Here is a 24,500-nt window from a genome sequence, read left to right as displayed (position 1 = left end):
CGGGTGACGCCGGTCACGGTCGGATGCCCGCTCCGGTTGCGGTCCGCATACGGGGTATGCATACTCCGTTCCCATGTCCATCCGTCACGGCCTGCTCGCCCTGCTGGAGCGTGGCCAGATGTACGGCTACCAACTCCGGGCCTCGTTCGAGGAGTCGACCGGCTCCACCTGGCCGTTGAACATCGGCCAGGTCTACACCACCCTCAACCGGCTGGAACGCGACGGCCTGGTCCGTTCGCTGCCCGAGCACGAGGGCGGCCAGCGGCCGTACGAGATCACCGATGCCGGGCGGGCGGACCTGGCGCTGTGGTTCGTCACCCCGATCAGCCGCACCGACCGGCCCCGCGACGAACTCTCCATCAAGCTGGCCCTGGCGCTGACCACCCCCGGGGTGGACGTCCGGGCCGTGGTGCAGACCCAGCGCAGCGCGACCATGCGTACCCTCCAGGAGTTGACCCGGTTGAAGTACACCAGCGACCGGCCGGAGGATCTGCCCTGGCGGTTGGTGCTGGACGCGATGATGTTCCAGGCCGAGGCGGAGATCCGCTGGCTGGACCACTGCGAGACCAGCCTGGTCCGGCACCGACCGGCGACACCGACAGCCCGCAGCGGGTCACCGCCGGAGGTGGTGGAACGGGCCGACGAGGAGGCGCACCGGTGACCGACTCCGACCAGGCGGTGCTCGAACTGCGCGACGTGCACCGTACCCATGGCGGCGGCGCGGCGGCGGTCCACGCGTTGCGCGGCGTCAGCATCACCGTGCGGCCCGGTGAGCTGGTGGCCGTGATGGGGCCCTCCGGTTCGGGCAAGTCGACCCTGCTCACCCTGGCCGGCGGGCTGGACCGGCCGACCGCGGGCGAGGTGCTGGTCGAGGGGGAGTCGCTCGGCCGGTTGGACGGGCGGCGACTGGCCCGGCTGCGCCGCCGCCGGATCGGCTACGTCTTCCAGGACCTCAACCTGCTCGGCAGCCTCACCGCCGCCGAGAACGTGGCGCTCCCCCTCGAACTCGACGGGGTCGGGGTACGACCGGCCCGGCGGGCGGCGCTGGAGGCGTTGGAGGAGGTCGGCCTGACCGGGCTCGGCGGGCGCTTCCCCGACCAGATGTCCGGTGGCCAGCAGCAGCGGGTGGCGATCGCCCGCGCGCTGGTCGGCCAGCGGCGGCTGGTGCTGGCCGACGAGCCGACCGGGGCGCTGGACTCGCAGACCGGGGAGGCCGTGCTGCACCTGTTGCGCCGCCGGGTCGATGCGGGCGCGGCCGGTGTGCTGGTGACCCACGAGGCCCGGCACGCGGGCTGGGCGGACCGGGTGGTCTTCCTCCGCGACGGCCTCATGGTCGACTCCACCGCGCCGCTGACCGGGGTCGAGCACCTGCTCTCGGGCATCGGCCGGTGAGCCGACCGCCCCGCCCCGAACGCTCCGGTCGGCTCGGCGAGGCGGTCGGGTCCTGGCGGGCGGCGCTGCGGATCGCCCGTCGGGAGGCCCGCCGGGCGCGTGGGCGTACCGCGCTGGTGCTGGCGATGATCGCGCTGCCGGTGCTGGCGTTGAGTTTCGTGGCGGTCAGCTACGACATGGCCGCCCTCACCCGCGCGGAGAGTTTCGACCACCGGGCCGGTGCCGCCGACGTGGAGCTGCGCTGGCTGTCGGAGAATCCGCTGCACCAGGACGCCTGGGGCGAATCGACCTGGCCCCGGGAGGGCGAGGAGGTGAGCCGGGAGCGGCCGGTGGACCGCCGGGAACTCGCGACGCTGCTCCCCGCCGGCAGCCGGGTCAGCCGGATCCTCTGGTGGGTGCCGTTCGAGGTCCGGATCGGTGACCGCACCGAGACGATGGACGGGCGGGTGTTGGACTTCACCGACCCGCTGGCCCGCTCGACGGTGCGGCTGCGGGCCGGGCGGGCACCCACCGCCCCGGACGAGGTGGCGGTCAGCGGGCGGGCCGCCGCGCGGCTGGGCGTACGGATCGGTGGGACGGTCGTCCCGGCCGACGGTTCCGGCCGGTGGCGGGTGGTCGGCGTGGTGGAGTTCCCCAGCCAGCTGGGCGAGGTGGTCGCGGTGGCCCCGGGTGGGCTCCCCCGGCTCGGTCCGGGCTACGACGAGAGCTGGCTGGTCGACCTCCCCGGTGCGGTGGACGCCGCCCTGGTGGACCGGCTCAACGCGCACGGCGTCATGGTCCGCGCCCGGACCGCGGTGCCTGGCGGGCAGCCGGCCGGCGGGGGGCCTGAGCGTGTCACGCTGCCCGATCCGGTGGTGGCGAGCAACTCGGTGCTCGTCGGTGGGCTCGGCCTGCTGGAGGTCGTCCTGCTGGTCGGCCCGGCCTTCGCGGTCGGGGTCCGCCGTCGGCGGCGGGACCTGGCGCTGGTGGCGGTTGCCGGCGGTGACCCGGTGCACCTGCGCCGGATCGTGCTCGCCGACGGGGTGGTGCTCGGTGGCCTCGGCGCGGTGCTGGGGCTGCTGCTCGGGGTCACCGCCGCGGTCGCCGGCCGGTCGCTGGTCGAGCAGTACGTCATGGGCGAGCGGAGCGGCGGGTACCGCTTCTTCCCGGCGGCGCTCGCCGTGATCGCGGGGGTCGCGGTGCTGGCCGGGGTGCTGGCCGCGCTCGCCCCGGCGCTCGCCGCCGCCCGGCAGGACGTGGTGGCCGGGTTGGCGGGCCGCCGTTCCGTGCCACCGCACCGGCGACGCTGGTTGGTCCTCGGGGTGACGCTCACCGTGCTGGGGGCCGGGGCCGCCGCGCTCGGTGCCGGCCGCGGTAACACCCCGGTGCTCCTCGCCGGGCTGGTCCTGGGCGAGTTGGGCCTGGTCTTCTCCACGCCGACGTTGATCGGGCTGCTCGCCAACCTCGGCCGGCTGCTGCCTCCGGCACCCCGGATCGCGTTGCGCGACGCCAGCCGCAACCGTTCCTCAGCCGCGCCGGCCATCTCGGCGGTGATGGCCGCCGTCGCCGGCAGCGTCGCGCTCGGCGTCTACGTGGCCAGTGACGACGCCCGGAACCGGGCCGCGTGGCAGCCGGGCCTGCCACCGGGTCGGGTGCTGCTGGTCCGGGCGGACGGCGAGGGCACCGGTCCGCTGCCCCCGCTGCCGCTGGTCACCGAGCGGATCCGGACCGAACTGGGCACCGACGCGGTGTTGCCGCTGGCCGTTCCCGACTGCGTCGACGAGACGCCGAACGGGTACTGCTCGGTCATGTCGGTGCTGCCGGCGGACCGGGTCTGCCCGTACGAGGCGAGGGAGTACCGCTCGGCGGAGGTCCGCCGGCAGGCGCTGGCCGACCCGCGCTGCGCCGCGCCGGCACGGGCGGTGAACGGCTCCTACCTGCCCACCCTGGTCGACGACGGAGCCGCCCTGGGGGTGCTCAGCGGTGCGCCGCCGGAGGAGCTGGCGGCGGCGGGGGCCGTGCTGCGCGCCGGTGGCGTGGTGGTGACCGACCCCCGGTACCTCGTCGAGGGTCGGGTGGTCGTCCGGGTCGACCATTCGACGGGTGGTTCCCGGCCGTCGACGTCGACCACCGTCACCCTCCCCGGGTACCTGTTGCGCGGCGGGCTGCCGGTCGACCGGCTGGTGCTCTCCCCGGCTGCCGCCGATCAGGTGGGCCTGGCCGCCCGGCCGTTCGGCTATGCCGTCGACACCGCCACCGCGCCGTCCTCCGCCCAGCTCGACCGGGTGGTGACCGCCCTGCGGCCGGTGTTGCCGGTGTCGGTGGAGGTGGAGCGCGCCCCGCCGGACTCCCCGCAGCGCCCGCTGCTGCTGTTGCTGGCCGCCGGTGCCGGGGTGATCACGGTGGGCGCCGCCGGGGTGGCCACCGGGCTCGCCGCGGCGGAGGGCCGCCGGGACCTGTCCACGCTGGCCGCGGTGGGGGCCAGTCCCCGGGTACGCCGGGTGCTCTCCCTCTGCCAGTCGGGGGTGATCTCCGTGGTGGGTTCGGTGCTCGGCATCGTCGCCGGGCTCGGCTCCGCGTTGATCATCCTGACCGCGATGAACCGGCAGTACGCCCAGACCTGGCCGGTCCAGTCGCCGTTCCCGGTGGTGGTGCCCTGGCAGACCCTCGGCGTACTGGTGGTGGTGCCGTTGGTGGCCATGCTCGGCGCGGGCCTGTTCACCCGTTCCCGCCTCGCGGTCGAACGCCGACTGGACTGACGGTGCGGCCGGCCGGGTCGGTCCGTCGGGGACGGGCCGGGATCCGGTGGGTGCGGATACGGGTCCGACCAGGCAGACTGGCCGGGTGCCCGTCATCGGAACCCTCACCCGTCGGCTCGGTCACCACGAGTGGTTCGGCACCGCCATGCGCCTGTTGGTGCCCACCGACCGGCTGGTCGGCCGACTCACCCGGGGCCGGGTGGTCGCGCTGGGTCTGGTCCCCTCGCTGATCATCACCACCACCGGGCACCGGTCCGGGCTGCCGCGCAGCAATCCCCTGCTGTACGTGCCGGACGGCGACGGTTTCGTGGTGATCGGCTCCAACTGGGGCCAGCGTCAGCAGCCGGGATGGGCGTTGAACCTGCTCGCCCTCCCGCGGGGGGAGGTGGCCGTGAAGGGCCGCCGGCTCGCCGTCCGGGCCGACCTGGCCACCGGGGCGGAGCGGGAGCGGCTCTGGCAGCTCCTGGTCACCGAGTGGCCGGCCTACCGGACGTACGTGCGCCGGGCCGGCGGCCGGGAGATCCACATCTTCCGGCTGGTCCCGACCGGTCCGGCCCAACCGTGAGTGGCCCCACGGTGAGCGGGACGGCCGGTCAGCCGAGGCCGCCCTGGACGCCGATCAGCATGCCGACCAGGTACGTCGCCCCGGCCGCCGCCGCCCCGAGCAGGAGCTGACGCAGCCCGCCGGCCCACCATGGGCGGCCGGTGAACCGGGCCACGACCGCACCGGCCACGAAGAGCCCCACCCCGCCGACGGCGAGCGCGAGCGCCAGGCTGGTGGAGCCGAACAGGTAGCTCAGCAGCGGGATGAGCGCGCCGACGGAGAAGCAGAGGAACGACGACACGGCCGCCGCCCAGGGGCTGGGCTGTTCGTCGGGGTCGACGCCCAGTTCCTCCCGGACGTGCACCCGCAGCGCCTCCTCCGGGTTGCGGCGTACCGCCTCGGCGACCTGGTCGGCCAGGTCGCGGGGCAGGCCCCGGGCCACCCAGGCGTCGGACAGCTCGCGGGCCTCCGCCTCCGGGTGGCGCTCCAGCTCCCGGCGTTCCTTGGCCACCTCGGCGGCGACCTGCTCGTTGGCCGAACGGACACTGGTGTACTCGCCCAGGCCCATCGAGATGGCACCGGCGACCAGGCCGGCGGTGCCGGTGAGCACGATGCTGTGCGCCGCCACCCCGCCGCCGCCGACTCCCGCGATCAGGGCGATGTTGGTGACCAGCCCGTCCATCGCGCCGAAGACGGCGGGCCGGAGCCAGCCGCCGGACACGTCCGCGTGGTGCGCCTCCCGCAGCGCCGCCGGGGTCTCGGTCACGGCAGGGTGAGGATCTCGTGGCCGTCGTCGGTGACGACGATGGTGTGCTCGAACTGGGCGGTCCACTTGCGGTCCTTGGTGACGACCGTCCAGCCGTCGTCCCACATGTCGTACTGGTAGGTGCCGAGAGTGATCATCGGCTCGACGGTGAAGGTCATCCCCGGTTCCATGATGTCGGTGGGGCGGGGGCTGTCGTAGTGCGGCACGTAGAGGCCGCTGTGGAACGCCTCGCCGATGCCGTGGCCGGTGAAGTCGCGGACCACCCCGTAGCCGAACCGCTTGGCGTACGACTCGATGACCCGGCCGATCACGTTGATCTGCCGGCCGGGGCGGATCGCCCGGATGCCGCGCATCATCGCCTCGTGGGTGCGTTCGACCAGCAGCCGGGCCTCCTCGCTCACCTCGCCCACACAGAAGGTGGCGTCGGTGTCGCCGTGCACCCCGTCGAGGTACGCGGTGACGTCGACGTTGACGATGTCGCCGTCGACGAGCACGGTGGAGTCGGGGATGCCGTGGCAGATGACCTCGTTGATGCTGGTGCAGCAGGACTTGGGGAAACCCTTGTAGCCGAGGGTCGAGGGGTAGGCCCCGTGGTCGACGAGGAACTCGTGCACCACCCGGTCGATCTCGTCGGTGGTCACCCCGGGCTTGCAGTGCTCACCGGCGAGCCGGGTGGCCTGGGCCGCCAGCCGGCCGGCGACCCGCATCTTCGCGATGGTCTCCGCGGTCTGCACGTGGGAGCCGCGCCACTGCTGCGGTTGCTTCCTGCCCACGTACTCCGGTCGGGCGATGTGGCCGGGAACCGCTCGCCACGGGGAGAGCGTGCCGGGGGTGAGCGGGGCACGGACGGTCATGACGACAGCCTATCTCCGGGCACCCGCGTGATCCCCGGCACGGCGGTTGTTGCCGGCGCCACCGGGCTGTGCCATTGTGGCTGCGTGGATCTAGGGGGCGCACCTCCCGTGTTCTCCGCGTGCGCGGAACTCGCCGGTGACCACGCCCGCGTCACGGTGACCGGTGAGGTCGACATGGCGACCGCCGACACCATGATCCAGACGGCGCTGCGGGAGCCGGCCCGGCAGCTCACGCTGGACCTGCGGGCCGTCACCTTCTTCGACTCGGCCGCCATCCACGCGGTGGTCCAGCTCGCCCGGCGGTTCCCCCCGGGCGCGCTGACCGTGCTCCCGTCCCGGCAGGTCAGACGGGTGTTGGAGATCTCCGGCCTCGGCGAGCAGGACTGGCTCGACCCGACCTGACCAGCGCCGGCCCAGTCTGGCCCGCGCCGATCCGGCCCGACCAGCGCCGACGGGCCTGGCCCGCGCCGGCCCGGCTCAGTCGGCCAGCCGGCGGCGCAGCGACACCTCGGTGCCCTCCCCGGTACGCCGTACCGTCAGCTCGCCCAGCGCCTCGATCAGGGCGAGCCCCCGGCCCCGGAAGCCGGCCCCGGTCGACTCCCGCCAGCGCCCGGTGTCGCGCACCGTCGCCACCACCGTGCGGTCGACGATCGACACCTCGACGGTGATGGTCGGCCGGACCGGCGCGACCGGGTGCTCGATGGCGTTGGCGGCGGCCTCGGAGACGGCCACGGTCAGGTCGAACAGGTCGTTCTCGGCCACCCCGTGGGCGACCAGGAAGTCCTCCAGCCGCTTGCGCAGCACACTGAGCCGGGTCGGGTCGGCGGGCAGCCGCAGCGCGAACCGGTTCGGCTCGGCGGCCTCCAGGGCCAGCACCGCGACGTCGTCGTGCCGGTCGCGCCCGTCGACCCGCGCCACCACGGCGTCCACCAGGTCGGCGACGTGGTCGCCGCCGACAGCGGCGTCCGCCCGGAGCTGGGCCAGCGCGGCGTCGATGCCGGCGTGCCGGTCCTCGATCAGCCCGTCGGTGTAGAGCAGCAGCCGGCCGCCGGGGGCGAGTTCACCCCGGGCGGTGCGGTAGTCGGTGCCGGCGAGCGCGCCGATCGGCGGCCCGAGCGCCCGCTCGTGCAGGAAAGCCACGTCGTCTCCTCGGATCAGCAGGGGGGACGGATGACCGGCGCTGGCATATCGCAGCCGGCCGGTGTGCGGGGAGAAGGAGAGGCAGAACACGGTGGCGAACGACTGCCGCTCGGTCGAGCCGACCAGCCGGTTCAGCCGGGTCAACGCCTGGCCCGGGTCGTAACCCTCCAGCAGGTACGCCCGCAGGCCGTTGCGGAGCTGGCCCATCGCGGCGGCGGCCCGGACCCCCTTGCCGACCACGTCACCGATGACCAGCACCACCTCGTCGTCGCCGACCCCGATCACGTCGTACCAGTCGCCGCCGACCTCGACGTCGGTGCTGCCGGGCAGGTAACGGCTGGCCACCACCGCGCCGGGGTGCTGGGGCAGCGAGCGGGGCAGCAGGCTGTGCTGCAGGGTGGTGGCGATCCGGTGCTCGGCCTCGTAGAGCTGGGCGTTCTCCAGCCGAACCCCGACCAGCCGGGCCAGTTCCGCGACGGCGGCCTGGTCGGTGCCGTCGCCCTCGTGCCGCCAGACGCGCAGCTCGCCGAGCTGCGCCCCGGTGGTGCCGGTCAGCGACAGCACCTGCAAGGGCTGGTCGGGGGCGGTGCCGCCACCGTCGGCCTCGTGCCGCGCGCCGGTGGTCGTGGCGACCACCACCCGGGCCGCCTCGGCCAGGTGCAGGGCGTGCCGGGCGGCGACCTGGACCACCTCGGCGGTCGACCTGGCGGTGTTGACCGCCACGGCGGCGTCGGCGAGCGCCCGCAGCCGTCGGATGATCTGCCCGCGGAGCTGGCCCAGCTCGACGTTGGCCCGGACCCGGGCGATCAGCTCGGCTCCGGAGAAGGGCTTGGTCAGGTAGTCGTCGGCACCCACCGAGAGGCCGGCGACCGCCTCCGCGGAACCGGCCCGCGCGGAGAGCAGCACGATCGGCACGTGCCGGGTACGCCGGTCCGCCCGCAGCGCGGTGACCAGGCCGAAGCCGTCCAGCCGGGGCATCATCACGTCGGTGAGCACCAGGTCGAACGGGCTCGCGGTGGCTTCCTGGAGGGCCACCACGCCGTCCGGCACGGCCACCACCTCGTACTCGGGGCCGAGCAGACGGACGACGTGTTCGCGCAGGTCGGCGTTGTCGTCGGCGAGCAGGACCCGGCCCGCCGAGGCGGCCTCCCGCCCGGCGCGACCGGGGCGCTGCTCCGGCCCGGTGCCGTCCGCCGGGACGGCCCGCCCGCCGTCGGTCCACAGTGCGGTCTCCGCGACGTAGAGCGGCGCCTGCGCCGACTCGGCGGTGGGCAGCGGCGTGGCCGCGGCGACCCGGTCGGCGGGCAGGTGCGCGGAACCGAACGGCACGGTCACCGTGAAGGTGGTGCCCCGGTCGACCCGGCTCGCGGCGGCGACCGTGCCGCCGTGCATCTCGACCAGCTCGCGGACCAGGGCCAGGCCGATCCCGGTGCCCTCGTGGCTACGCGACCGCGCCCCCGGCACCCGGTGGAACCGCTCGAAGACGTGCGGGAGCTCCTCGGCGACGATGCCCACCCCGGTGTCGGACACCTCCAGCCGGGCCGCGTCGTCCGCCGCGACCACCCGGACCCGGATCTCACCGTCGAAGGTGAACTTCAACGCGTTGGAGAGCAGGTTGAGCACGATCTTCTCCCACATGTCCCGGTCCAGGAAGACCGGTCCGGGCAGCGGCGGGCAGTCCACCACCAGCCGCAGCCCGGCCCGCTCCGTCGCGGACCGGAAGGTGCTGGCCAGCCGGGCGGTGTACGCGGCGAGGTCGGTGGGCTGGTAGTGGGCGGCCAGCCGGCCGGACTCCAGCCGGGAGAAGTCGAGCACCGTGTTGACCAGCTTGAGCAGGCGCAGCGCGTTGCGGTGCATCACGGTCAGCCGGTCGAGGTGGGCCGGCGGCAGCGTCGGATCGGCCAGCATGTCCTCCAGCGGGCCGAGCACCAGGGTCAGCGGGGTACGGAACTCGTGGCTGACGTTGGCGAAGAAGTTGGTCTTGGCGCGGTCCAGCGCGGCCAGCTCGGCGGCGCGGGCCCGCTCCTGCTCGTAGACCCGCTGCTGGCCGACCGCCCGGGAGACCTGGGCGGCGATCAGGCCCACGAAGTCGCGGTACTCGTCGTTGAACGGCAGCCGGGCGGAGAGGCCGACCACCAGCACCCCGGCCGGCTCGCTGGTGGCGGTGAGCGGCAGCGCCAGGGCCTGCCCGGCGACGCCGTCCGGGACCTCGCCGCACAGCTCGGCCACGTCGACCCGGGCGGCCACCCCACCGGCGGCGACCCGGGACAGCACGGTCGGCAGCTCGGCCGGCACCCGGTCCGGGTCGACGCCGCTGGCCCCGGTGAGCACCGGGCGGCCGGTCTCGTCGGTCAGGTGGACCAGGGCGAAGGGGACGTCGTCCCGGTGCCCGTCCAGCACGCCCGCCGTGGCCTGCCCCAGCTCCGCCATGCTGCCCGCCGCGCCGAGCCGGGAGCCGAGTTCGGCCAGCGCCCGCAACCGTCGCTCGCCGAGCACCCGACCGGTGGTCTCGTTGACGAAGCAGAACACCCCGTTGACGCCGCCGTCGGCGTCCCGGATCGGGTCGTAGGAGATGTCGAAGTAGACCTGCTCGACGAAGCCGTACCGGTCGAGCAGGAACGGATGGTCCTCGCCCCGGTACGCCTCGCCGGTGCGGCGCACCCCGTCCAGCAGCGGGCCGAGCACGTCCCAGGTCTCCGCCCAGTGCTCCGCGGCCGGTCGGCCGAGTGCCTGCGGGTGCTTGTCGCCGATGGTCGGCCGGTAGGCGTCGTTGTAGAAGGCGAGCTGCTGAGGACCCCAGAACATCACGATCTGCGCCCGCGAGGAGAGCATCATGCCGACCGCGTGGCACAGCGCCGGTGGCCAGGTGTCGGGGGTGCCCAACGGGCTGGCCGACCAGTCGTACCCGGCCAGCCGACGGCCCATCTCGCCACCTGAGGTGAAGGACGCCGCCAGGGCCGGCGGCAGCCTCGGCAGCTCAGGGCCACCGGACGCGGCGTCCCCCGACGGCATGGCGTTCCCGCCCGACGTCGTGCTCCCGGCCGACGCCGTGTTCCCAGCGGAGGCTGCGGTCCCGCCCGACGCCGCGTCGCCGGACCGGCTGCCGATCTCCGCCGACGCCGCCCTCCCGGACGGGGCGCCGTTCCCGGACGACGTGGCGTCGGCAGCCGACAGGAAGGAGAGCCGTCGTCCCTCCTCGCCCCCATAGGACGAGCTCATCCGCGCCCCCTGCTTCGGCCGGTCGTGCCCCCCAGTACGCCCCGGCTGACGCCGGCCGCGTCGCGTCTTCTACCCCGCCGGGTCAGGAACGTAACGCGTGGGTTCCGGCAGACGCTGGTAACCCGTGCCTCATCCTGCCGTCACTGCGCCGTCGGCGCACGGCGGGACTGCGCCGTCGGCGCACGGCGGGACTGCGCCGTCGGCGCCCGGCGGGAGCGGTGGGGCGGGCGGACCGGACTCAGAACACCGGCAGACCGTCAATGCTGGCGGCGTTCTTGGTCGCCCGGTAGGTGACCAGGTCGTCGGCGGTGCGCCGGGAGTGTGACGTGAGCAACAGGTCCCGGTCGCCCCGGTAGTCCATCAGGGGCACCGCGAAGCCGCAGGAGTCGCTGACCCGTTCCACGGTCACGCCGATCACGGCCCGGACGGCGTGCAGGTCGGGTGGATCGGGAAAGTCGGCCAGCAGCGCGGCGAAGCCCGGGTCGGTGACCGGGGTGGCGACGCCCCGGCCGTGCAGCCGGAGGATCTTCGGTGGGCCGTCGAAGGCGCAGAACATGAGCGTGATCCGGCCGTTGTCCCGCAGGTGGGCGATCGTCTCCGCCCCGCTGCCGTGGTAGTCCAGCCAGGCCACCCGGTGCGGGCCGAGCACGACGAAGGTGCCGCGCATCCCCTTGGGCGAGACGTTGACGTGCCCCTCGGCGCCGCTGGGCGCGGTGGCCACGAAGAACATCGGCTGCGCCTCGACGAACTCCCGCAGTCGCCCGTCCAGCGCCGGATACACGGTCCCCATGAGGCCATCCTGCCGCCATCGACCGCATTCCGGGAACGCGCTTCCCAACAGATAGGAACAGTGTGACAGGAACCGCGCTGTCGTCGCAGAGCGGGCGGCCGGACCGGGGACCGCCGGCACCACGGGCCGGGCGGCCAGACCGGGGACCGCCGGCATCACGGGCCAGGCGGCCGGACCGGGGACCGCCGACATCGTAGGCCGGCCCGCCGGAACGCTCCGTGGTCAGCCTCCGCGGGCCGCCCGGACCAGGGCGGTCACCGGGCGCGGGTCGTCGTCGTTCTCCGGATGCCACTGCACCCCGAGCAGGAACCGCCGGGCCGGGTCCTCCACCGCCTCCACCACCCCGTCGTCGGCCCAGCCGGTGACGGTGAGACCACCCGGGTCGGCCACCCCCTGATGGTGGTACGAGTTGACCCGCTCCACCCCGGCCAGCACGGTCGCCGTCCGGCTCCCCGGGGCGAACCGCACCGGGTGCGCCCCGTACACCCCGGGGGCGGGGCGGTGCCGGTCGTGACCCACCACGTCCGGCAGGTGCTGGTGCAGCGTCCCGCCGTACGCCACGGCCAGCAACTGCATGCCCCGGCACACCCCGAGCACCGGCAGGTCGGCGGCGAACGCGGCGGCCAGCAGGGCGGACTCCCCGGCGTCCCGGTCCGGCCGGGGTTCGGTGCGCGGATCCACCGGCTGGCCGTACCGCTCCGGGCCGATGTCCGCGCCCCCGGCCAGCAGCAGCCCGTCGAGGACGTCGACCACGTCGGCGTCCAGGTCGTCCGGGGGCAGCACCACGGCCCGCCCCCCGGCGGCGGTCACCGAGCGGACGTACGCCTGGGGCACCAGCGACGCCGGGACGTCCCGCCAGACCGCCCAGCCCGCCGGCTCGACGTACCCGGTGATCCCGATCAGCGGACGCGCCCGCCGGCCGCTCCCCGCGGGCCGGGTGGCACGGGCCGGTGGGTGGCCGGGGTGGTCGCCGACCGGGCCGGGCCGGGCGGACCCGCTCACAGCGGGGTGACGTACGCGCCGGTGATGCCACCGTCGACGACGAACTGCGCGGCGGTCATGAACGACGCGTCGTCGCTGGCCAGGAACGCCACCGCGGCGGCGATCTCCTCCGGTGCGCCGAACCGGCCCATCGGCACGTGCACCAGCCGACGGGCGGCCCGCTCCGGGTCGGCGGCGAACAGTTCCAGCAGCAGCGGGGTGGCGACCGGACCGGGGCAGAGCGCGTTGACCCGGATGCCCTCCCGGGCGAACTGCACGCCCAGCTCCCGGGTCATCGCCAGCACCCCGCCCTTGCTCGCGGTGTACGCGATCTGCGAGGTGGCCGCGCCCATCAGCGCCACGAACGAGGCGGTGTTGATGATCGAGCCCTTGCCCTGCCGGCGCATGTGCGGGATGACGTACTTGCAGCACAGGTAGACGCTGGTGGTGTTGACCCGCAGCACCCGCTCCCAGGCGTCCAGCCCGGTGTCCAGGATGGAGTCGTCGTCGGGCGGGGAGATGCCGGCGTTGTTGAACGCCACGTCGACCCGGCCGTGCCGCTCGGCCACCCCGTCGAAGAGGCTCCGCACGGCCGCCTCGTCGGCGACGTCGGTGCGCACGTACTCCCCGCCGACCTCCTCGGCAGCCCGCCCGCCGGCCTCGTCGTCGATGTCGACGCAGACCACCCGGGCCCCCTCGGCGGCGAACCGCCGCACGGTGGCCAACCCGATCCCGCTGCCCGCTCCGGTCACCACGGCGACCCGGTCCTGTAGCCGACCCTGCACTGGCGTCACTCCTCCGTGCCGATGAAGACGTTCTTGACGTCGGTGAAGGCGTGCAGCGCGTCCGGACCCAGCTCACGGCCGAGCCCGGAACGCTTCATCCCACCGAACGGGGTCCAGTACCGCACCGAGGAGTGCGAGTTGACGCTGAGGTTGCCCGCCTCCACCGCGCGGGCCAGCCGCAGCGCCCGGCCGACGTCCCGGGTCCAGATCGAGCCGGACAGGCCGTACTCGGTGTCGTTGGCGAGCCGGACCGCGTCGGCCTCGTCGTCGAAGGGGAGTACCGAGACGACCGGCCCGAAGATCTCCTCCCGCCAGTGCCGGTCGGCCGGGGAGTCGGCGAGCAGCACCGTCGGGGCGTGCCAGAAGCCGGGGCCGTCGGGGCGGGTGCCGGTGAAGGCGACCCTCGCGCCGTCGAGGTAGCCGGCGACCCGGTCCCGGTGGGCGGCGGAGATCAGCGGTCCCATCTCGGCGGTCTCGGCGGCCGGGTCCTCCACCCGCAGCGCCCGGACCGCCGGTTCGAGCAGTTCCAGGAACCGGTCGTAGACCGGACGCTGGACCAGGATCCGGGAGCGGGCGCAGCAGTCCTGGCCGGCGTTGTCGAACACGGCGTACGGTGCGGTGGCCGCCGCCTTCTCCAGGTCGGCGTCGGCGAACACCAGGTTGGCGCTCTTGCCGCCCAGCTCCAGGGTGACCCGCTTCACCTGGGCGGCGCAGCCGGCCATGATCCGGGTGCCCACCTCGGTGGAGCCGGTGAAGCAGACCTTGCGGACGGCCGGATGGGTGACGAACCGTTCGCCGACCACGTCGCCCCGGCCGGGCAGCACGGTGAACACCCCCTCCGGGAGGCCGGCGTCGCGCCCCAGCTCGGCCAGCCGCAGCGCGGTCAGCGGGGTCAGCTCGGCGGGCTTGAGCACGACCGTGTTGCCGGCGGCCAGCGCCGGGGCGAACCCCCAGGCGGCGATCGGCATCGGGAAGTTCCACGGCACGATCACCCCGACCACGCCGAGCGGTTCGTGGAAGGTGACGTCCCAGCCGCCGGGCACCGGGATCTGCTGCCCGGTCAACCGCTCCGGCGCCCCCGCGTAGTAGTCGAGCACGTCACGGACGTTGCCCGCCTCCCACCGCGCGTTACCGATGGTGTGCCCCGCGTTGCGCACCTCCAACCGCGCCAACTCCTCGAGGTGGCTGTCGACCAACCCGGCGAACCGCCGCAGAATCCGCCCCCGCTCCCCCGGCGCAACCCCCCGCCACGCCTCGAACGCGACGGCGGCCCGCGAGACAGCCCCATCCACCTCCCCCACCTCCACGCCCGGAACCTCCGCCACCACTTCCCCCCGAGCCGGATCCACCACCCGCGTCACACCCCACCCCTTTCCCCGTCGATCATGGAGTTGTGGTGCCCCACATAAGCCACGTCACACCACATATCGTCCACCACAACTCCAAGATCGACGCGGGAAGGGGGTTGGGGGTTGGGGGTGGGGGTGGGGGGTGGGGGTGGGGGTGGGGGGTGGGGGTGGGGGGTGGGGGTGGGGGTGGGGGGTGGGGGTGGGGAGGGGAGGGGTGGGGTTAGAGGCGTTCGAAGCCACGGGTCAGTTCCCAGTCGGTTACGGCGGCGTCGAAGGCGGACAGCTCGACCTTCGCCATGTTGGTGTAGTGGGCGTGTACCTCCTCGCCGAAGGCTGCCTTGGCGATGTCGGAGGTCTGCCAGAGGGTCAGGGCGTCGCGGAGGGTGGGCGGGACGCGTTCGGCGGACGGGTCGTCGTAGGCGTTGCCGGTGCACTCGTCGGCCAGTTCCAGTTCCTGTTCGATGCCGTGCACCGCCCCGGCGACCAGAGCGGCGATCGCCAGGTACGGGTTGACGTCCGCACCGGGCACCCGGTTCTCCACCCGCATGCCCTGCCCGTGACCGACCAGCCGCAGCGCGCAGGTGCGGTTGTCGGTGCCCCAGCGCAGCGCGGTCGGCGCGAACGAGCCGGGCTGGTAACGCTTGTAGGAGTTGATGTTGGGAGCGAACAGCAGGCTCATCTCCCGCATGGTGGCGAGCAGCCCGGCCAGCACCCGCTGCCCGGTCACACTGAGCTGCGCCGGCCCGTCGCCGAGCATCGCCGAGCGGCCGTCGACGTCGCGCAGCGAGAAGTGGATGTGGCAGGAGTTGCCCTCCCGGGCGTTCGGCTTGGCCATGAAGGTGATCGACATGCCCTCCTGGGCGGCGATCTCCTTCGCCCCGTTCTTGTAGATCACGTGGTGGTCGGCGCAGGCCACCGCCTCGTCGTAACGGAAGGCGATCTCGTGCTGGCCGAGGTTGCACTCGCCCTTGGCGCTCTCCGGGGTCAGCCCCGCGCCGGCCATCTCGGTGCGGATCCGGCGCAGCAGCGGCTCCACCCGGGCGGTGCCGAGCAGCGAGTAGTCCACGTTGTACTGGTTGGCCGGGGTGAGGTCGCGGTAGCCGCGCTGCCAGGCGTCCTCGTACGAGTCGCGGTAGAGGACGAACTCCAGCTCGGTGCCGGCGTACGCGGTCAGTCCGTGGTCGGCCAGCCGGTCGAGCTGCCGGCGCAGGAGCTGCCGGGGCGAGGCGACCACCGGGCCGGAGCCGTCCAGCCACTCCAGGTCGGCCAGGAGCAGGACGCTGCCCGGCTGCCACGGCATCCGGCGCAGGGTGGACAGGTCCGGGCGCATGGCGAAGTCGCCGTAGCCGCGTTCCCAGCTCGACATGGCGTACCCGTCGACGGTGTTCATGTCGACGTCCACGGCGAGCAGGTAGTTGCAGCCCTCGCTACCGTTGGCGACCACCTGGTCGAGGAAGAACGGGGCATGGAACCGTTTGCCCTGGAGGCGGCCCTGCATGTCGGTCAGGGCGAGCACCACCGTGTCGATCTCGCCGTCGGCGACGGCGACCCGGAGCTGTTCCAGCGTGAGCGGGGCTTTCCTCATCCGTGCGCCTCCATCACCAAGGTCTACCGGCCTAGCGGATCACCGTCAATGCCCCGTCCGCGCGTCCCGGCAAACCCGCCCCCGCGGTATGCCGGCCCGACCCGGATCCCCGCCCCGGGGCACGCCAGCCCGGACCGGATCCCGGCCCCGGCCGGCTCCGTGGCGGGGAGCCCGCCCGGACCGGATCCCGGCCCCCGGCGACTCCGTGGTGGGGTGTCCGTCGCGGCGGCTCCCGCCGGTCGTCGCGCCCGCCGCTCCTCCCGGCTGCCGACGTGCTGCGGTGGCATCGGTCACCAACGGGAATTGCCGGGGAACACAACGTCGGAAACAATTCTTTCCGGCCCGGGAAAGGTCTGCGGCGACACGAATTTCATCCGTTCGGACAGACCCTCGGCACGGCTATCGATAATCACGCAGTGACCTTGCGGGTAGCTCGTCGCCTTGCCAGACTCTGACCAATCGGGTGCGACGTGCCCCCATTTAGTCGCCCGACCCGCCCCCACTCTCCCGCCGACCATCTGCGCATGTGCGCGCCATGCGCCGGTGCCGCCTGCGGGAAAACGGCTGGTCGGCGTATCCGTCGCACCCGACCGGATTTCCGTATCGCCCGAACTGCCCTCTCGGGCCGCAACAAAGGACGCGTCATGACGAGAGTAATTCTGCGTGGTAAGCCCCGGTCCTTCGCCGCACTGGTGGCGACCGCCCTGTCCACCGTGCTGCTCGCGGTGGCCGCCCCGGCCCAGGCCGCACCCGCCGCCGGCGCCGAGTCGACCGGTCCGTTGTCCTCCCTGTCCGCCGCGACGATCGGCCGGTCGGCCGGTTCCGTCGGCACGCTCGCCTCGACCTCGGTGACGGGCACCGTCGGTTCCATCACCGTCACCTGCACGCTGACGCCGAGCACGCCGTTCGTCTACTACGGCGGCCCGTACGGCGGCGGCGAGGAGGGCCTGGCCACCGTGCGGTGCACCTATCCCGTCTACGCGATCCAGGTGGAGGTGGCCCTGTTCCGCTACGGCACCCAGGTCACCTACAACACGCACACCCTCTACAGCACCACCACCGCCGGTTCCGACACGGAATACCCCCGGTCCAGCGGGGAGTACAAGACGGGCGCGGACGCCTTCATCACCTGGAGCTACGGCGGCTCCACCAGTTTCATCCCGCTGACCTTCAGCAACAGCGTCTACCTCTGACGGTGGACGGGCTGGAGCGGACCCGGCGCGCGGGTCCGTGACGGCGCGACAACCGCCGACGAGACCACGGGCAGCCATCCGGCCGGACACTCCTTCCCGGAGGCCCTCAGCCAGGGGCTGCCCGTGGTCCGCGCGACCGGGGTCAGGCCGGTTCGTCGGCCCGCGCGGGGTCCACCGCCGCGGGCGATCCCGGTGCGGGGAGGTCGACGGTCCGGCGGGGGCCGGTGAACCACTTCCGGGCCGAGGCGTACCACCAGATGCCCACGCCGAGCAGCACCCCGCCGACGGCCAGCGGCGCGTAGTTCACCGCCGACCAGCTGAACTCCGCGTTGCCGGGCACCCCGGCCGGCACGATCGGCAACACGAAGTAGACCGAGATGATCACGATCTCGACCACCGCGATCCAACCGAACAGCTTGTACTTCCGGCCGAGGGTCCACGGCCCCGGCTGGAACCGGTCACCGAGGCGTAGCCGCAACGCGATCGGGATGACGAAGGACAGGTAGAGGCCGATCACCGCCACCGACACCACCGCGTAGAAGGCGACCGGGACACCGCCGCTCTGGTAGAGCGCCGGCAGGGTGAGCACCAGACCGGCCAGTGTCGCCCCGATGATCGCGTTGGCCGGGGTGCCGTTGCGGTCGACCTTCGACCACAGCCGCCAGCCGGGCACCGCGCGGTCCCGGCTGAACGCGTACGTCATCCGGCTCATCGAGGTCACGCAGCTCATCCCGCAGAAGAACTGCCCGATGGTGGAGATGATGATGACCGTCTTGAAGAAGAACGGCGTCAACGCGGACTCGAAGATCGCCCCGGAGAACCCGCCGGCGGCATTCACCGCGTCCACGTCGGTGGCGGCGAACAGGAACGCCAGCAGCAGGATCCAGCCGCCCACCGCCGAATAGAAGATCGACCGCCACAGCCCTTGGGCGGCGGCCTTCGACGCGCCCCGGGTCTCCTCGGAGACGTGCGCGCAGGCGTCGAAGCCGGTGATCGTGTACTGGGTGAGCAGGAATCCCAGCGGCAGCACGTAGAACCAGAAGGTCAACCCGCCGGTGTCGCCGTCACCGAACCCGGAGTTGTTGAACCGCTCGGTGAACACGAACTGGAAGCTCTGGTGCTCGTCCGGCACCAGCAGCAGGATGGCGACCACGGCGGCCGCGCCGGCCACGTGCCACCAGACCGACACGTTCTGGAGTACGTCGATGATCCGGTGCCCGAAGATGTTGATCAGCCCGTGCAGGGCCAGGATGATCACGAACAGGACGAACGCCTGCCGCAGTGTCCCCTCCCACCCGTCGAAGAGCGCCGACAGGGTGAGGTTGAGAAAGGTGGCGCAGCCGTAGTCCACCGACGCGGTGACCGCGACCAGGCCGATCAGGTTGAGCCAGCCGGTGAACCAGCCGTGCACCGGCCGGCCCATCTTCGCCGCCCACCAGTAGATCCCCCCGGCGGTCGGGTACGCCGACACCAGCTCGGCCAGGCAGAAACCGATGATCAGGATGAACAGCGAGATCAGCGGCCAGCCCCAGGAGATGGCGACCGGCCCGCCGTTGTTCCATGCCTGGCCGAACGTGGTGAAGCAACCGGCCAGGATCGAGATGATCGAGAACGAGATGGCGAAGTTGGAGAAGCCGCTCCACTTACGGTGCAGCTCCTGCTGGTAGCCGAGTTCGGCGAGCCGTCGGGCATCGTCGTCCGGCGGCGGCGCGGCGGCCGGCGGTTGCCCGGCTGTCGATTGCCCGTTGGTCGGTCGTCCGCTGGTCGGCGGGGGCGTCGTGGCCACAGCACACCTCCGTGAGGTGGTACCCGGTACCGCCCGGGTGGTCCCGGTGCGAGTGCGCCCGAGTCTCGTCCCGCCGATCACGACGGTCAATCCGTCGCCGGTGCCGAACTCGTAAAATCGGCGTGCCCCGACCGGGCGGTGGCCGGGATACCCCATCGCGCGATGATCAGGTGCCCGACCGGGCGGTAATCAGGTTGCCCCGAGCCGCGCACCGACGCATCCTTGAGCCTGTGACCAGGCCCGATCGCGACGGGCCGACGCCGGGCGCTCGGCAGGAGCCCGGCTCACGGCGGCGCGGGGCGTCCACCTCTCTCTCACGTACGGCGTCCCGCCGTACCCGACGGACGTCCCGCTCCGCCGTACCCGGTCGACACCGGACCGGCCACTCCTGCTGACGGCGACGGCGCGGTCGACGTGCTGCCCGTCGATGTCGACAAAAGGGTGACCGCCCCCGTCAGAGACTCCCACCGGAGCTGCGGAGGTTGCTGCCGTCCGTCGGGTTCCGGTGGTCGTCCAGCCGGCGGCGGGCCTCCGCCGACGCCGCCAGGTCGCGGACCTGCCGGTCCCCGTCGATCGCCGTCCGCCGACTGCGCCGCCACAGTGCCAGGGCCACGACCGCCAGCAGTACGACAACGAGGATGATGAGCCAGCGCATGGTCGCCTCCCGAGGGTGCGCCCGGTGCGGCTTGACGGCGGTCAGCCGCAGAATCGCGCAGGTGGACATCCAATCTACGCCGGCGATGACACCAGGGTGTTGGCCCTTGTCACGAAACTGACTAAAAACTCGGAATCGGCTTCGGAACCGAGCGGCCAACTCTGGTCGCTGCATCCCGGCAAGCATTTCGTACCAATTTTCGGTAGTCGGCTTCGACCGGTGGGCATCACACCTGGCGCTGGCGTAGTGGCCGAACCGCACTCTCAATAATTGCGGCGAAGGGGCACCAGTCGTGCAACGTGTCAGATCGCATCTGCTGTCGGCACCCGTCGAGCGGCCTGATCAGCCATGCAGGACGAGGGCCGCCGTTCCGCTGGTTGTCCGCCAACGGCACGGCGGCCTCGTCCGGTGCGGGTGGGGGTCAGCCCCGGGCTCTGGCCCAGGACAGGAAGCGCTCGGTCATGCCGCTCGGTGGATGGGCCGGGTGGAGTCGGGTGAGCTGGATCGTGGCCTCGTGCATGAGGGTGCCGAGGTAGATCAGCAGGGACATCCGGTCGTGGCGGTACTCGGTGAGCAGCGCGAGCTTGGCCGGCTGACAGGGCCACTGCCGGCCGCAGTTGCGACAACGCCACAGCGGACGCATCGCGACGTGCGGGACGGGCGGACGGACCACCACCATCACCACACCCTCAGCGCGGCAGCACCGCCGCCGACCGCCCGGCCGGGCGGTGTCCTCCGGCACCTCGCCCATCCGACCGCATCCCTCATGTCGACCTCCTCGCATGGCTGGAGTGGGGACCGTTCCCTCCGGGAGCAGGGAACGGTCCCCGCGAAGCCAGCCCCAGCACCTCGTGCGTGAAGCAGGCCCACCTGAGGCAACCTTGCCCAGTGCGACGGGATCAGTACACGACGTTAATCTATGCTCACGGACGTTCGTGACATCCACGATGGAGGTGGGATGAACCACGCGCTTCAGGAGGCCATGGCCGAGGTCGGCGAGACAGCAGAGAGTCTGGCGGCTCAGACGGGTGTCGACCCGAAGACGGCAGCGCGGTGGATATCTCCGGGACGGGTACCGCAACCGCGCCGACGGGCGACCGTGGCCGCGATCCTCGGTCGGGACGTTGGTGACCTATGGCCCGATGTCCTCAAGCGCCGCGAGCCACAGTGGCTGAGAAAATGGGTCGACTGGGAGCGGGAAGCCTTAGCTCTTCGTTGGTTTGAACACTGCTGGATACCAGGCTTACTGCAGACCGAGGCGTATGCGCGGGCGACCCTCGCCGGAGAGGCGCTGACCACCGGGGAGGCAGACGAACTGGTGGCATCGCGCATCGAGCGACAGGCCGTTCTACGCAGGGACCGACCACCGCTGTTCGTCGCCGTCATCTTCGAGGGCGTGTTGTACCAGTCGGTCTACGGCGACCGTGGGCTTATGCGGGAGCAGATCGAGCAACTTGCCTGCTGCGCGGCTTTGCCCATGGTGCGGGTGCACATCGTGCCGAGAGACATTGGCATGTATCCAGGCCTTGGGGGTGGCTTCATCATCGCTGAGCTGCCCAGTGGTGAACATGTCGCTCACGTGGACAGTCAAGCGCCCGCGCAGATCCTCCACGAGGCCACCGATGTTGCTACCCTCAGTCGTAGGTGGGAGCGCATCAGGGGTGAGGCCCTCCCCCGAAGCCAATCTCTCGACCTGATCAGGGAAGCGGCAGGATCATGGACATGACCGGAGCGCAGTGGCGCAAGAGCACCAGGAGTGGCAACAACGGCGGCTCGTGTGTCGAGGTGGCCGACAACCTGCCCGGTGTCGTCCTGGTCCGCGACAGCAAGGACCCCTCCGGCCCCGCCCTCGCCTTCGCGCCGGCCGGCTGGCAGGCGTTCGTCGGGCTGGCCAAACAGATCGGCCCCGCTGCCTGACCTTCCCCCGACCATCGCCCGCCGCGTCCTGATCGATCGCCCAGGTCGACGCTGCGGGGTTCCGGCGACCGGACACCGCGACACCGGCCCACGAGTGGATCGTCTCGCCGCCGATGGTCAGGTGAGCAGCAGGCCCGCCACCCAGAGGGCGGCGACGAGCAGCCCGGCCAGAAACTCCACCAGCATGGACAGCCCGGCCGCCTTCAACGCCTGCACGGTCGCCGGCCAGGCGAGCTGGTTGCTGCCCAGCCGCAGCCGCTCGGCCCCCCACACCCCGCCGACGAAGCCGATCACCAGGCCGACCACCGGGATGACGAAGAACCCGACCAACCCGAGCAGACCCCCGACGAGCAGGGACGACGTGGGCACCCCGGTGCGCTTGAGGTTGCGCCCCGGCCAGGCGTACTTGACCACCGCACCGGCGGCGGCGACCACCGTGGCCGCGCCGAGCACCGCCCAGCGGCCCGGCCCGGCACCGCCGAAGAGCGCCCAGACCAGCACCCCGCCCCAGCACAGCGGCAACGCCGGCAGGCCGGGCACCACCACCCCGGCCAGACCGGCGACGATCGCGAGCGCCGCGATCACCGAGGCCGCCGTCCCGCCGTCGGTCAGGCTCACCCCGCCACCTCTCCCCCGTCCGGTCCCGATCCGATCCCGCCCCGCAGGCGGGCGGTGATCTGTTCCGCCGGGGCGGGCGGGCCGAACCAGCGGCCCTGCCCGGTGTCGCAGCGCAGTGCCCGCAACCGTTCCGCCTGCTCCCCGGTCTCCACCGCCTCGGCGGTCACCCACAGCTCCAGCGCGTGCGCCAACCTGACCAGGGCGTCGACGATCCGTTCGTCCCGGTGGTCGGGCGGAGACCCGTCGCCGGCACCCCGGATGCCCTCGACGAACGGACCGGCCAGCTTCAGGCAGTGGATCGGCAGCCGCCGCAGGTAGACCAGGTTGGAGTAGCCGGTGCCGAAGTCGTCGATGGCCAGCCGTACGCCCAGGTCGGCCAACCGGTACAACGACCGTAACGGCTCCCCGGCGGTGCCCATCACGGCGCTCTCCGTCAGCTCCAACTGCAACAGCTCCGCCGGCAGGCCCGTCCGGCTCAGCGCGCTGGCCACCGTGTCCACGATCGCCGGGTCGTCCGCCTGCCGGGCCGCCAGGTTGACGCTGACCACCAGTTTCGCCTCGGGGAACTCGCGGTGCCAGGCGCGGGCGTCGCGGCACGCCTGCCGCAGCACCCACTCACCGAGCCGGACGATCAGCCCGGTCTCCTCGGCCAGCCCGATGAACCGGTCCGGGCCGACCAGACCCAGCTCCGGATGCGCCCAGCGGACCAGCGCCTCCACCGCGATCATCGAGCCGTCCAGCAGGGAGACGATCGGCTGGTAGTGGACCACGAACTCGCCCCGGTCCAGGGCCGCCGGCAGGCCCGCCGCCAGGGCGGACCGGGCGATGTCGGCGGCGCTGCGCTCCGGGTCGTACACCGCCCAACGGCCCCGGCCCTCCGCCTTCGCCCAGTACAGCGTGGTGTCGGCGGCCTTCATCAGCTCGGAGACGCTGGTCTCACTGGCCGGGCACTCGACCACGCCGATGCTGGCCGAGACGGCGAGCTGGTGGTCGCCGACGAGCACCGGTGCGGCCACCGCGGCGAGCGCCAGCTCGGCGACCCCCACCGCGTCGTCGATCCCCTCACCGCCGTTGACCAGGATGACGAACTCGTCGCCGCCCATCCGGGCCACCAGGTGGCCCTGGCCGATCACACAGTCCGAGAGCCGCCGGGCGATGGTGACCAGCAGCCGGTCCCCGAGGTCGTGGCCGAGGCTGTCGTTGACCGCCTTGAAGCCGTCCAGGTCGAGGAAGCAGACGCCGATCCGCTGCTCCGGGCCGGCGTCGGCGAAGACCTGGCCGAGGGTCTCGAAGAACAGCGTCCGGTTGGGCAGGCCGGTGAGCGGGTCGTGCAGCGCCTGGAAGCGCAGCCGCTGCTGGAGTTCGTACCGCTGGGTGATGTCCTCGATCATCGCGACGGTGAACCGGGGGCGGCCGTCGTCGTGCCGGATCAGCGAGACGGCCAGGTCGGTCCAGACGACGCTGCCGTCCTTGCGGTAGTAGCGCTTCTCCACCCGTACGCTGTCGTGCTTGCCCTCGATCAGCTCCTGGTACAGCTCCCACATGCCGGCCGCGTCCTCGGCGTGGAAGAGCGACGCGACGTTGGTCTGCCGCAGCTCCTCCGGGGTGTAGCCGAGCATGTCGGCGAAGGACTGGTTGACGTCGATGATCTGACCGTCGATGCCGGCGATGCCGATGCCGATGGCCGCGCCGGTGAAGACCGCCCGGAACCGGGCCTCGCTGTCCCGCAACGCCCGCTCCACCGCGTCCCGGGCCTGCCACGCCGACCGGGCGATCCGTTCCTGCTGGCTGAAGGTGCGGTCCCGCAGCGCGCGGCCGAATCCGGCGGCCAGCCCACCCTGGAGGGCGGCCACCCGGGCGGCCAGGTCGGACGGCAGGTCGACCGGAGGCAGCACCCGCTGCGGCAACTGCTCGCCGAGCGCCCGCACCGACCAGTCTAGGATCCGCGGCTCGGTCAGGTGCGCCTCCACCAGCGCCCGGCCGACGTCCTGGGCCGGGGTGGTGGAGAAGTCGTCGGCGAGCAGGGCCTGCGCCAGCCGTACGGTGTGCACGAGCAGCAGCCGCTCGGTCTCGTCCGCGCTCATCGGCACGAACCCGAGCCGGCGTACCGCCCGCGCCCAGTCGGCGGCGTAGCCCTGGGCACCCGGCCGGGGGTCGGTGCCGCCGGTGTCCGGAACGGCGGACATGG

22 protein-coding genes are annotated in these 24,500 nt (G+C 72.8%); 9 read left to right on the top strand and 13 right to left on the bottom strand.

Annotated features, from left to right (window positions below; translation table 11 throughout):
* The first annotated feature begins 73 nt into the window (after window positions 1-73).
* From O7612_RS08640 to O7612_RS08625, 4 genes are all read left to right on the top strand, one after another.
* Window positions 74-661: a PadR family transcriptional regulator gene (locus O7612_RS08640; protein ID WP_282272063.1), complete on the top strand. Its 588-nt coding sequence runs from the start codon at window positions 74-76 to the stop codon at window positions 659-661.
* Entirely contained in the window at window positions 658-1,392 is a 735-nt protein-coding gene (locus tag O7612_RS08635) for an ABC transporter ATP-binding protein (protein ID WP_282272061.1), read from the top strand. Before O7612_RS08640 ends, O7612_RS08635 begins: the two co-directional genes overlap by 4 nt.
* Window positions 1,389-4,130 (top strand): ABC transporter permease, encoded by a 2,742-nt coding sequence (locus O7612_RS08630; protein ID WP_282272058.1) that lies wholly within the window; start codon window positions 1,389-1,391, stop codon window positions 4,128-4,130. The genes O7612_RS08635 and O7612_RS08630 overlap by 4 nt, the downstream gene beginning before the upstream one ends.
* A gap of 85 nt (window positions 4,131-4,215) precedes the next feature.
* Window positions 4,216-4,695, top strand: a complete 480-nt coding sequence (locus O7612_RS08625; RefSeq protein ID WP_282272055.1) for a nitroreductase family deazaflavin-dependent oxidoreductase — start codon at window positions 4,216-4,218, stop codon at window positions 4,693-4,695.
* Window positions 4,696-4,723: 28 nt separating this feature from the next.
* Here O7612_RS08625 and O7612_RS08620 read toward each other — a convergent pair whose 3' ends face one another.
* Together O7612_RS08620 and map are read right to left on the bottom strand one after the other, a co-directional pair.
* Complete coding sequence (locus tag O7612_RS08620; protein WP_282272052.1) at window positions 4,724-5,440, bottom strand: VIT1/CCC1 transporter family protein; 717 nt, start codon at window positions 5,438-5,440, stop codon at window positions 4,724-4,726.
* Window positions 5,437-6,294, bottom strand: a complete 858-nt coding sequence (gene map / locus O7612_RS08615) for a type I methionyl aminopeptidase (protein ID WP_282272050.1) — start codon at window positions 6,292-6,294, stop codon at window positions 5,437-5,439. The genes O7612_RS08620 and map overlap by 4 nt, the downstream gene beginning before the upstream one ends.
* An 84-nt stretch (window positions 6,295-6,378) precedes the next feature.
* On the opposite strand from map, the gene O7612_RS08610 reads away from it, so the two are divergent.
* Window positions 6,379-6,696, top strand: coding sequence for an STAS domain-containing protein (locus tag O7612_RS08610; protein ID WP_282272048.1), 318 nt, complete (start codon window positions 6,379-6,381; stop codon window positions 6,694-6,696).
* Between the two features lie 75 nt (window positions 6,697-6,771).
* Here O7612_RS08610 and O7612_RS08605 read toward each other — a convergent pair whose 3' ends face one another.
* Entirely contained in the window at window positions 6,772-10,359 is a 3,588-nt protein-coding gene (locus O7612_RS08605; RefSeq protein ID WP_282272046.1) for a SpoIIE family protein phosphatase, read from the bottom strand.
* Window positions 10,360-10,372: 13 nt separating this feature from the next.
* Here O7612_RS08605 and O7612_RS08600 point away from each other — a divergent pair, with 13 nt between their 5' ends.
* On the top strand, window positions 10,373-10,642 hold the full coding sequence (locus O7612_RS08600) for a hypothetical protein (RefSeq protein WP_282272043.1): 270 nt from the start codon (window positions 10,373-10,375) through the stop codon (window positions 10,640-10,642).
* Between the two features lie 249 nt (window positions 10,643-10,891).
* Here the strand turns inward: O7612_RS08600 and O7612_RS08595 are convergent, their stop codons facing one another.
* The 5 genes from O7612_RS08595 to O7612_RS08575 form a co-directional block, all read right to left on the bottom strand.
* The gene (locus O7612_RS08595) at window positions 10,892-11,443 is read right to left on the bottom strand and encodes a pyridoxamine 5'-phosphate oxidase family protein (RefSeq protein WP_282272041.1); all 552 of its coding nucleotides are present in this window, start codon (window positions 11,441-11,443) and stop codon (window positions 10,892-10,894) included.
* A 222-nt stretch (window positions 11,444-11,665) separates the two neighbouring features.
* A complete protein-coding gene (locus O7612_RS08590; protein ID WP_282273844.1) occupies window positions 11,666-12,346 on the bottom strand; it encodes a gamma-glutamyl-gamma-aminobutyrate hydrolase family protein in 681 nt (226 codons plus the stop codon).
* Between the two features lie 95 nt (window positions 12,347-12,441).
* The gene (locus O7612_RS08585) at window positions 12,442-13,209 is read right to left on the bottom strand and encodes a 3-oxoacyl-ACP reductase (RefSeq protein WP_282272039.1); all 768 of its coding nucleotides are present in this window, start codon (window positions 13,207-13,209) and stop codon (window positions 12,442-12,444) included.
* 5 nt (window positions 13,210-13,214) lie between these two features.
* Window positions 13,215-14,570 (bottom strand): aldehyde dehydrogenase family protein, encoded by a 1,356-nt coding sequence (locus tag O7612_RS08580; protein WP_282272037.1) that lies wholly within the window; start codon window positions 14,568-14,570, stop codon window positions 13,215-13,217.
* A gap of 208 nt (window positions 14,571-14,778) precedes the next feature.
* Window positions 14,779-16,143, bottom strand: coding sequence for a glutamine synthetase family protein (locus O7612_RS08575; protein ID WP_282272035.1), 1,365 nt, complete (start codon window positions 16,141-16,143; stop codon window positions 14,779-14,781).
* 644 nt (window positions 16,144-16,787) lie between these two features.
* On the opposite strand from O7612_RS08575, the gene O7612_RS08570 reads away from it, so the two are divergent.
* Entirely contained in the window at window positions 16,788-17,336 is a 549-nt protein-coding gene (locus O7612_RS08570) for a hypothetical protein (RefSeq protein WP_282272034.1), read from the top strand.
* Window positions 17,337-17,478: 142 nt separating this feature from the next.
* On the opposite strand, the gene O7612_RS08565 is transcribed toward O7612_RS08570, so the two are convergent.
* The 3 genes from O7612_RS08565 to O7612_RS08555 form a co-directional block, all read right to left on the bottom strand.
* Window positions 17,479-19,122, bottom strand: coding sequence for an amino acid permease (locus tag O7612_RS08565; RefSeq protein ID WP_282272032.1), 1,644 nt, complete (start codon window positions 19,120-19,122; stop codon window positions 17,479-17,481).
* 454 nt (window positions 19,123-19,576) lie between these two features.
* Window positions 19,577-19,777 (bottom strand): hypothetical protein, encoded by a 201-nt coding sequence (locus O7612_RS08560; RefSeq protein ID WP_282272029.1) that lies wholly within the window; start codon window positions 19,775-19,777, stop codon window positions 19,577-19,579.
* Window positions 19,778-20,198: 421 nt separating this feature from the next.
* Complete coding sequence (locus O7612_RS08555) at window positions 20,199-20,528, bottom strand: flavin reductase (RefSeq protein WP_282272027.1); 330 nt, start codon at window positions 20,526-20,528, stop codon at window positions 20,199-20,201.
* Between the two features lie 207 nt (window positions 20,529-20,735).
* Between O7612_RS08555 and O7612_RS08550 the strand changes: the two genes are divergently transcribed.
* Together O7612_RS08550 and O7612_RS08545 are read left to right on the top strand one after the other, a co-directional pair.
* Window positions 20,736-21,503: a DUF5753 domain-containing protein gene (locus tag O7612_RS08550; protein ID WP_282272025.1), complete on the top strand. Its 768-nt coding sequence runs from the start codon at window positions 20,736-20,738 to the stop codon at window positions 21,501-21,503.
* Window positions 21,494-21,694 (top strand): DUF397 domain-containing protein, encoded by a 201-nt coding sequence (locus O7612_RS08545; RefSeq protein ID WP_282272024.1) that lies wholly within the window; start codon window positions 21,494-21,496, stop codon window positions 21,692-21,694. Before O7612_RS08550 ends, O7612_RS08545 begins: the two co-directional genes overlap by 10 nt.
* A 117-nt stretch (window positions 21,695-21,811) precedes the next feature.
* On the opposite strand, the gene O7612_RS08540 is transcribed toward O7612_RS08545, so the two are convergent.
* Both O7612_RS08540 and O7612_RS08535 read right to left on the bottom strand, forming a co-directional pair.
* Window positions 21,812-22,312 (bottom strand): DUF456 domain-containing protein, encoded by a 501-nt coding sequence (locus O7612_RS08540; protein ID WP_067304939.1) that lies wholly within the window; start codon window positions 22,310-22,312, stop codon window positions 21,812-21,814.
* Window positions 22,309-24,498, bottom strand: coding sequence for an EAL domain-containing protein (locus O7612_RS08535; protein WP_282272020.1), 2,190 nt, complete (start codon window positions 24,496-24,498; stop codon window positions 22,309-22,311). The genes O7612_RS08540 and O7612_RS08535 overlap by 4 nt, the downstream gene beginning before the upstream one ends.
* Window positions 24,499-24,500 lie beyond the last annotated feature (2 nt).

Origin of the sequence: Micromonospora sp. WMMD987 (assembly GCF_029581435.1) — a bacterium.
GTDB classification, from domain to species: Bacteria; Actinomycetota; Actinomycetes; order Mycobacteriales; family Micromonosporaceae; genus Micromonospora; species Micromonospora rifamycinica.
This window is presented reverse-complemented; position numbering and strand designations above follow the sequence as displayed.

Coding starts and splice junctions, on each gene's coding strand:
- O7612_RS08605 (WP_282272046.1), bottom strand. CDS start 10,359: ATGGGCCGTCGGCTGGCCGGGTACGACTGGTCGGCCAGCCCGTTGGGC.
- O7612_RS08535 (WP_282272020.1), bottom strand. CDS start 24,498: ATGTCCGCCGTTCCGGACACCGGCGGCACCGACCCCCGGCCGGGTGCC.
- O7612_RS08570 (WP_282272034.1), top strand. CDS start 16,788: ATGACGAGAGTAATTCTGCGTGGTAAGCCCCGGTCCTTCGCCGCACTG.
- O7612_RS08575 (WP_282272035.1), bottom strand. CDS start 16,143: ATGAGGAAAGCCCCGCTCACGCTGGAACAGCTCCGGGTCGCCGTCGCC.
- map (WP_282272050.1), bottom strand. CDS start 6,294: ATGACCGTCCGTGCCCCGCTCACCCCCGGCACGCTCTCCCCGTGGCGA.
- O7612_RS08545 (WP_282272024.1), top strand. CDS start 21,494: ATGGACATGACCGGAGCGCAGTGGCGCAAGAGCACCAGGAGTGGCAAC.
- O7612_RS08595 (WP_282272041.1), bottom strand. CDS start 11,443: ATGGGGACCGTGTATCCGGCGCTGGACGGGCGACTGCGGGAGTTCGTC.
- O7612_RS08550 (WP_282272025.1), top strand. CDS start 20,736: ATGAACCACGCGCTTCAGGAGGCCATGGCCGAGGTCGGCGAGACAGCA.
- O7612_RS08560 (WP_282272029.1), bottom strand. CDS start 19,777: ATGCGCTGGCTCATCATCCTCGTTGTCGTACTGCTGGCGGTCGTGGCC.
- O7612_RS08555 (WP_282272027.1), bottom strand. CDS start 20,528: ATGGGCGAGGTGCCGGAGGACACCGCCCGGCCGGGCGGTCGGCGGCGG.
- O7612_RS08640 (WP_282272063.1), top strand. CDS start 74: ATGTCCATCCGTCACGGCCTGCTCGCCCTGCTGGAGCGTGGCCAGATG.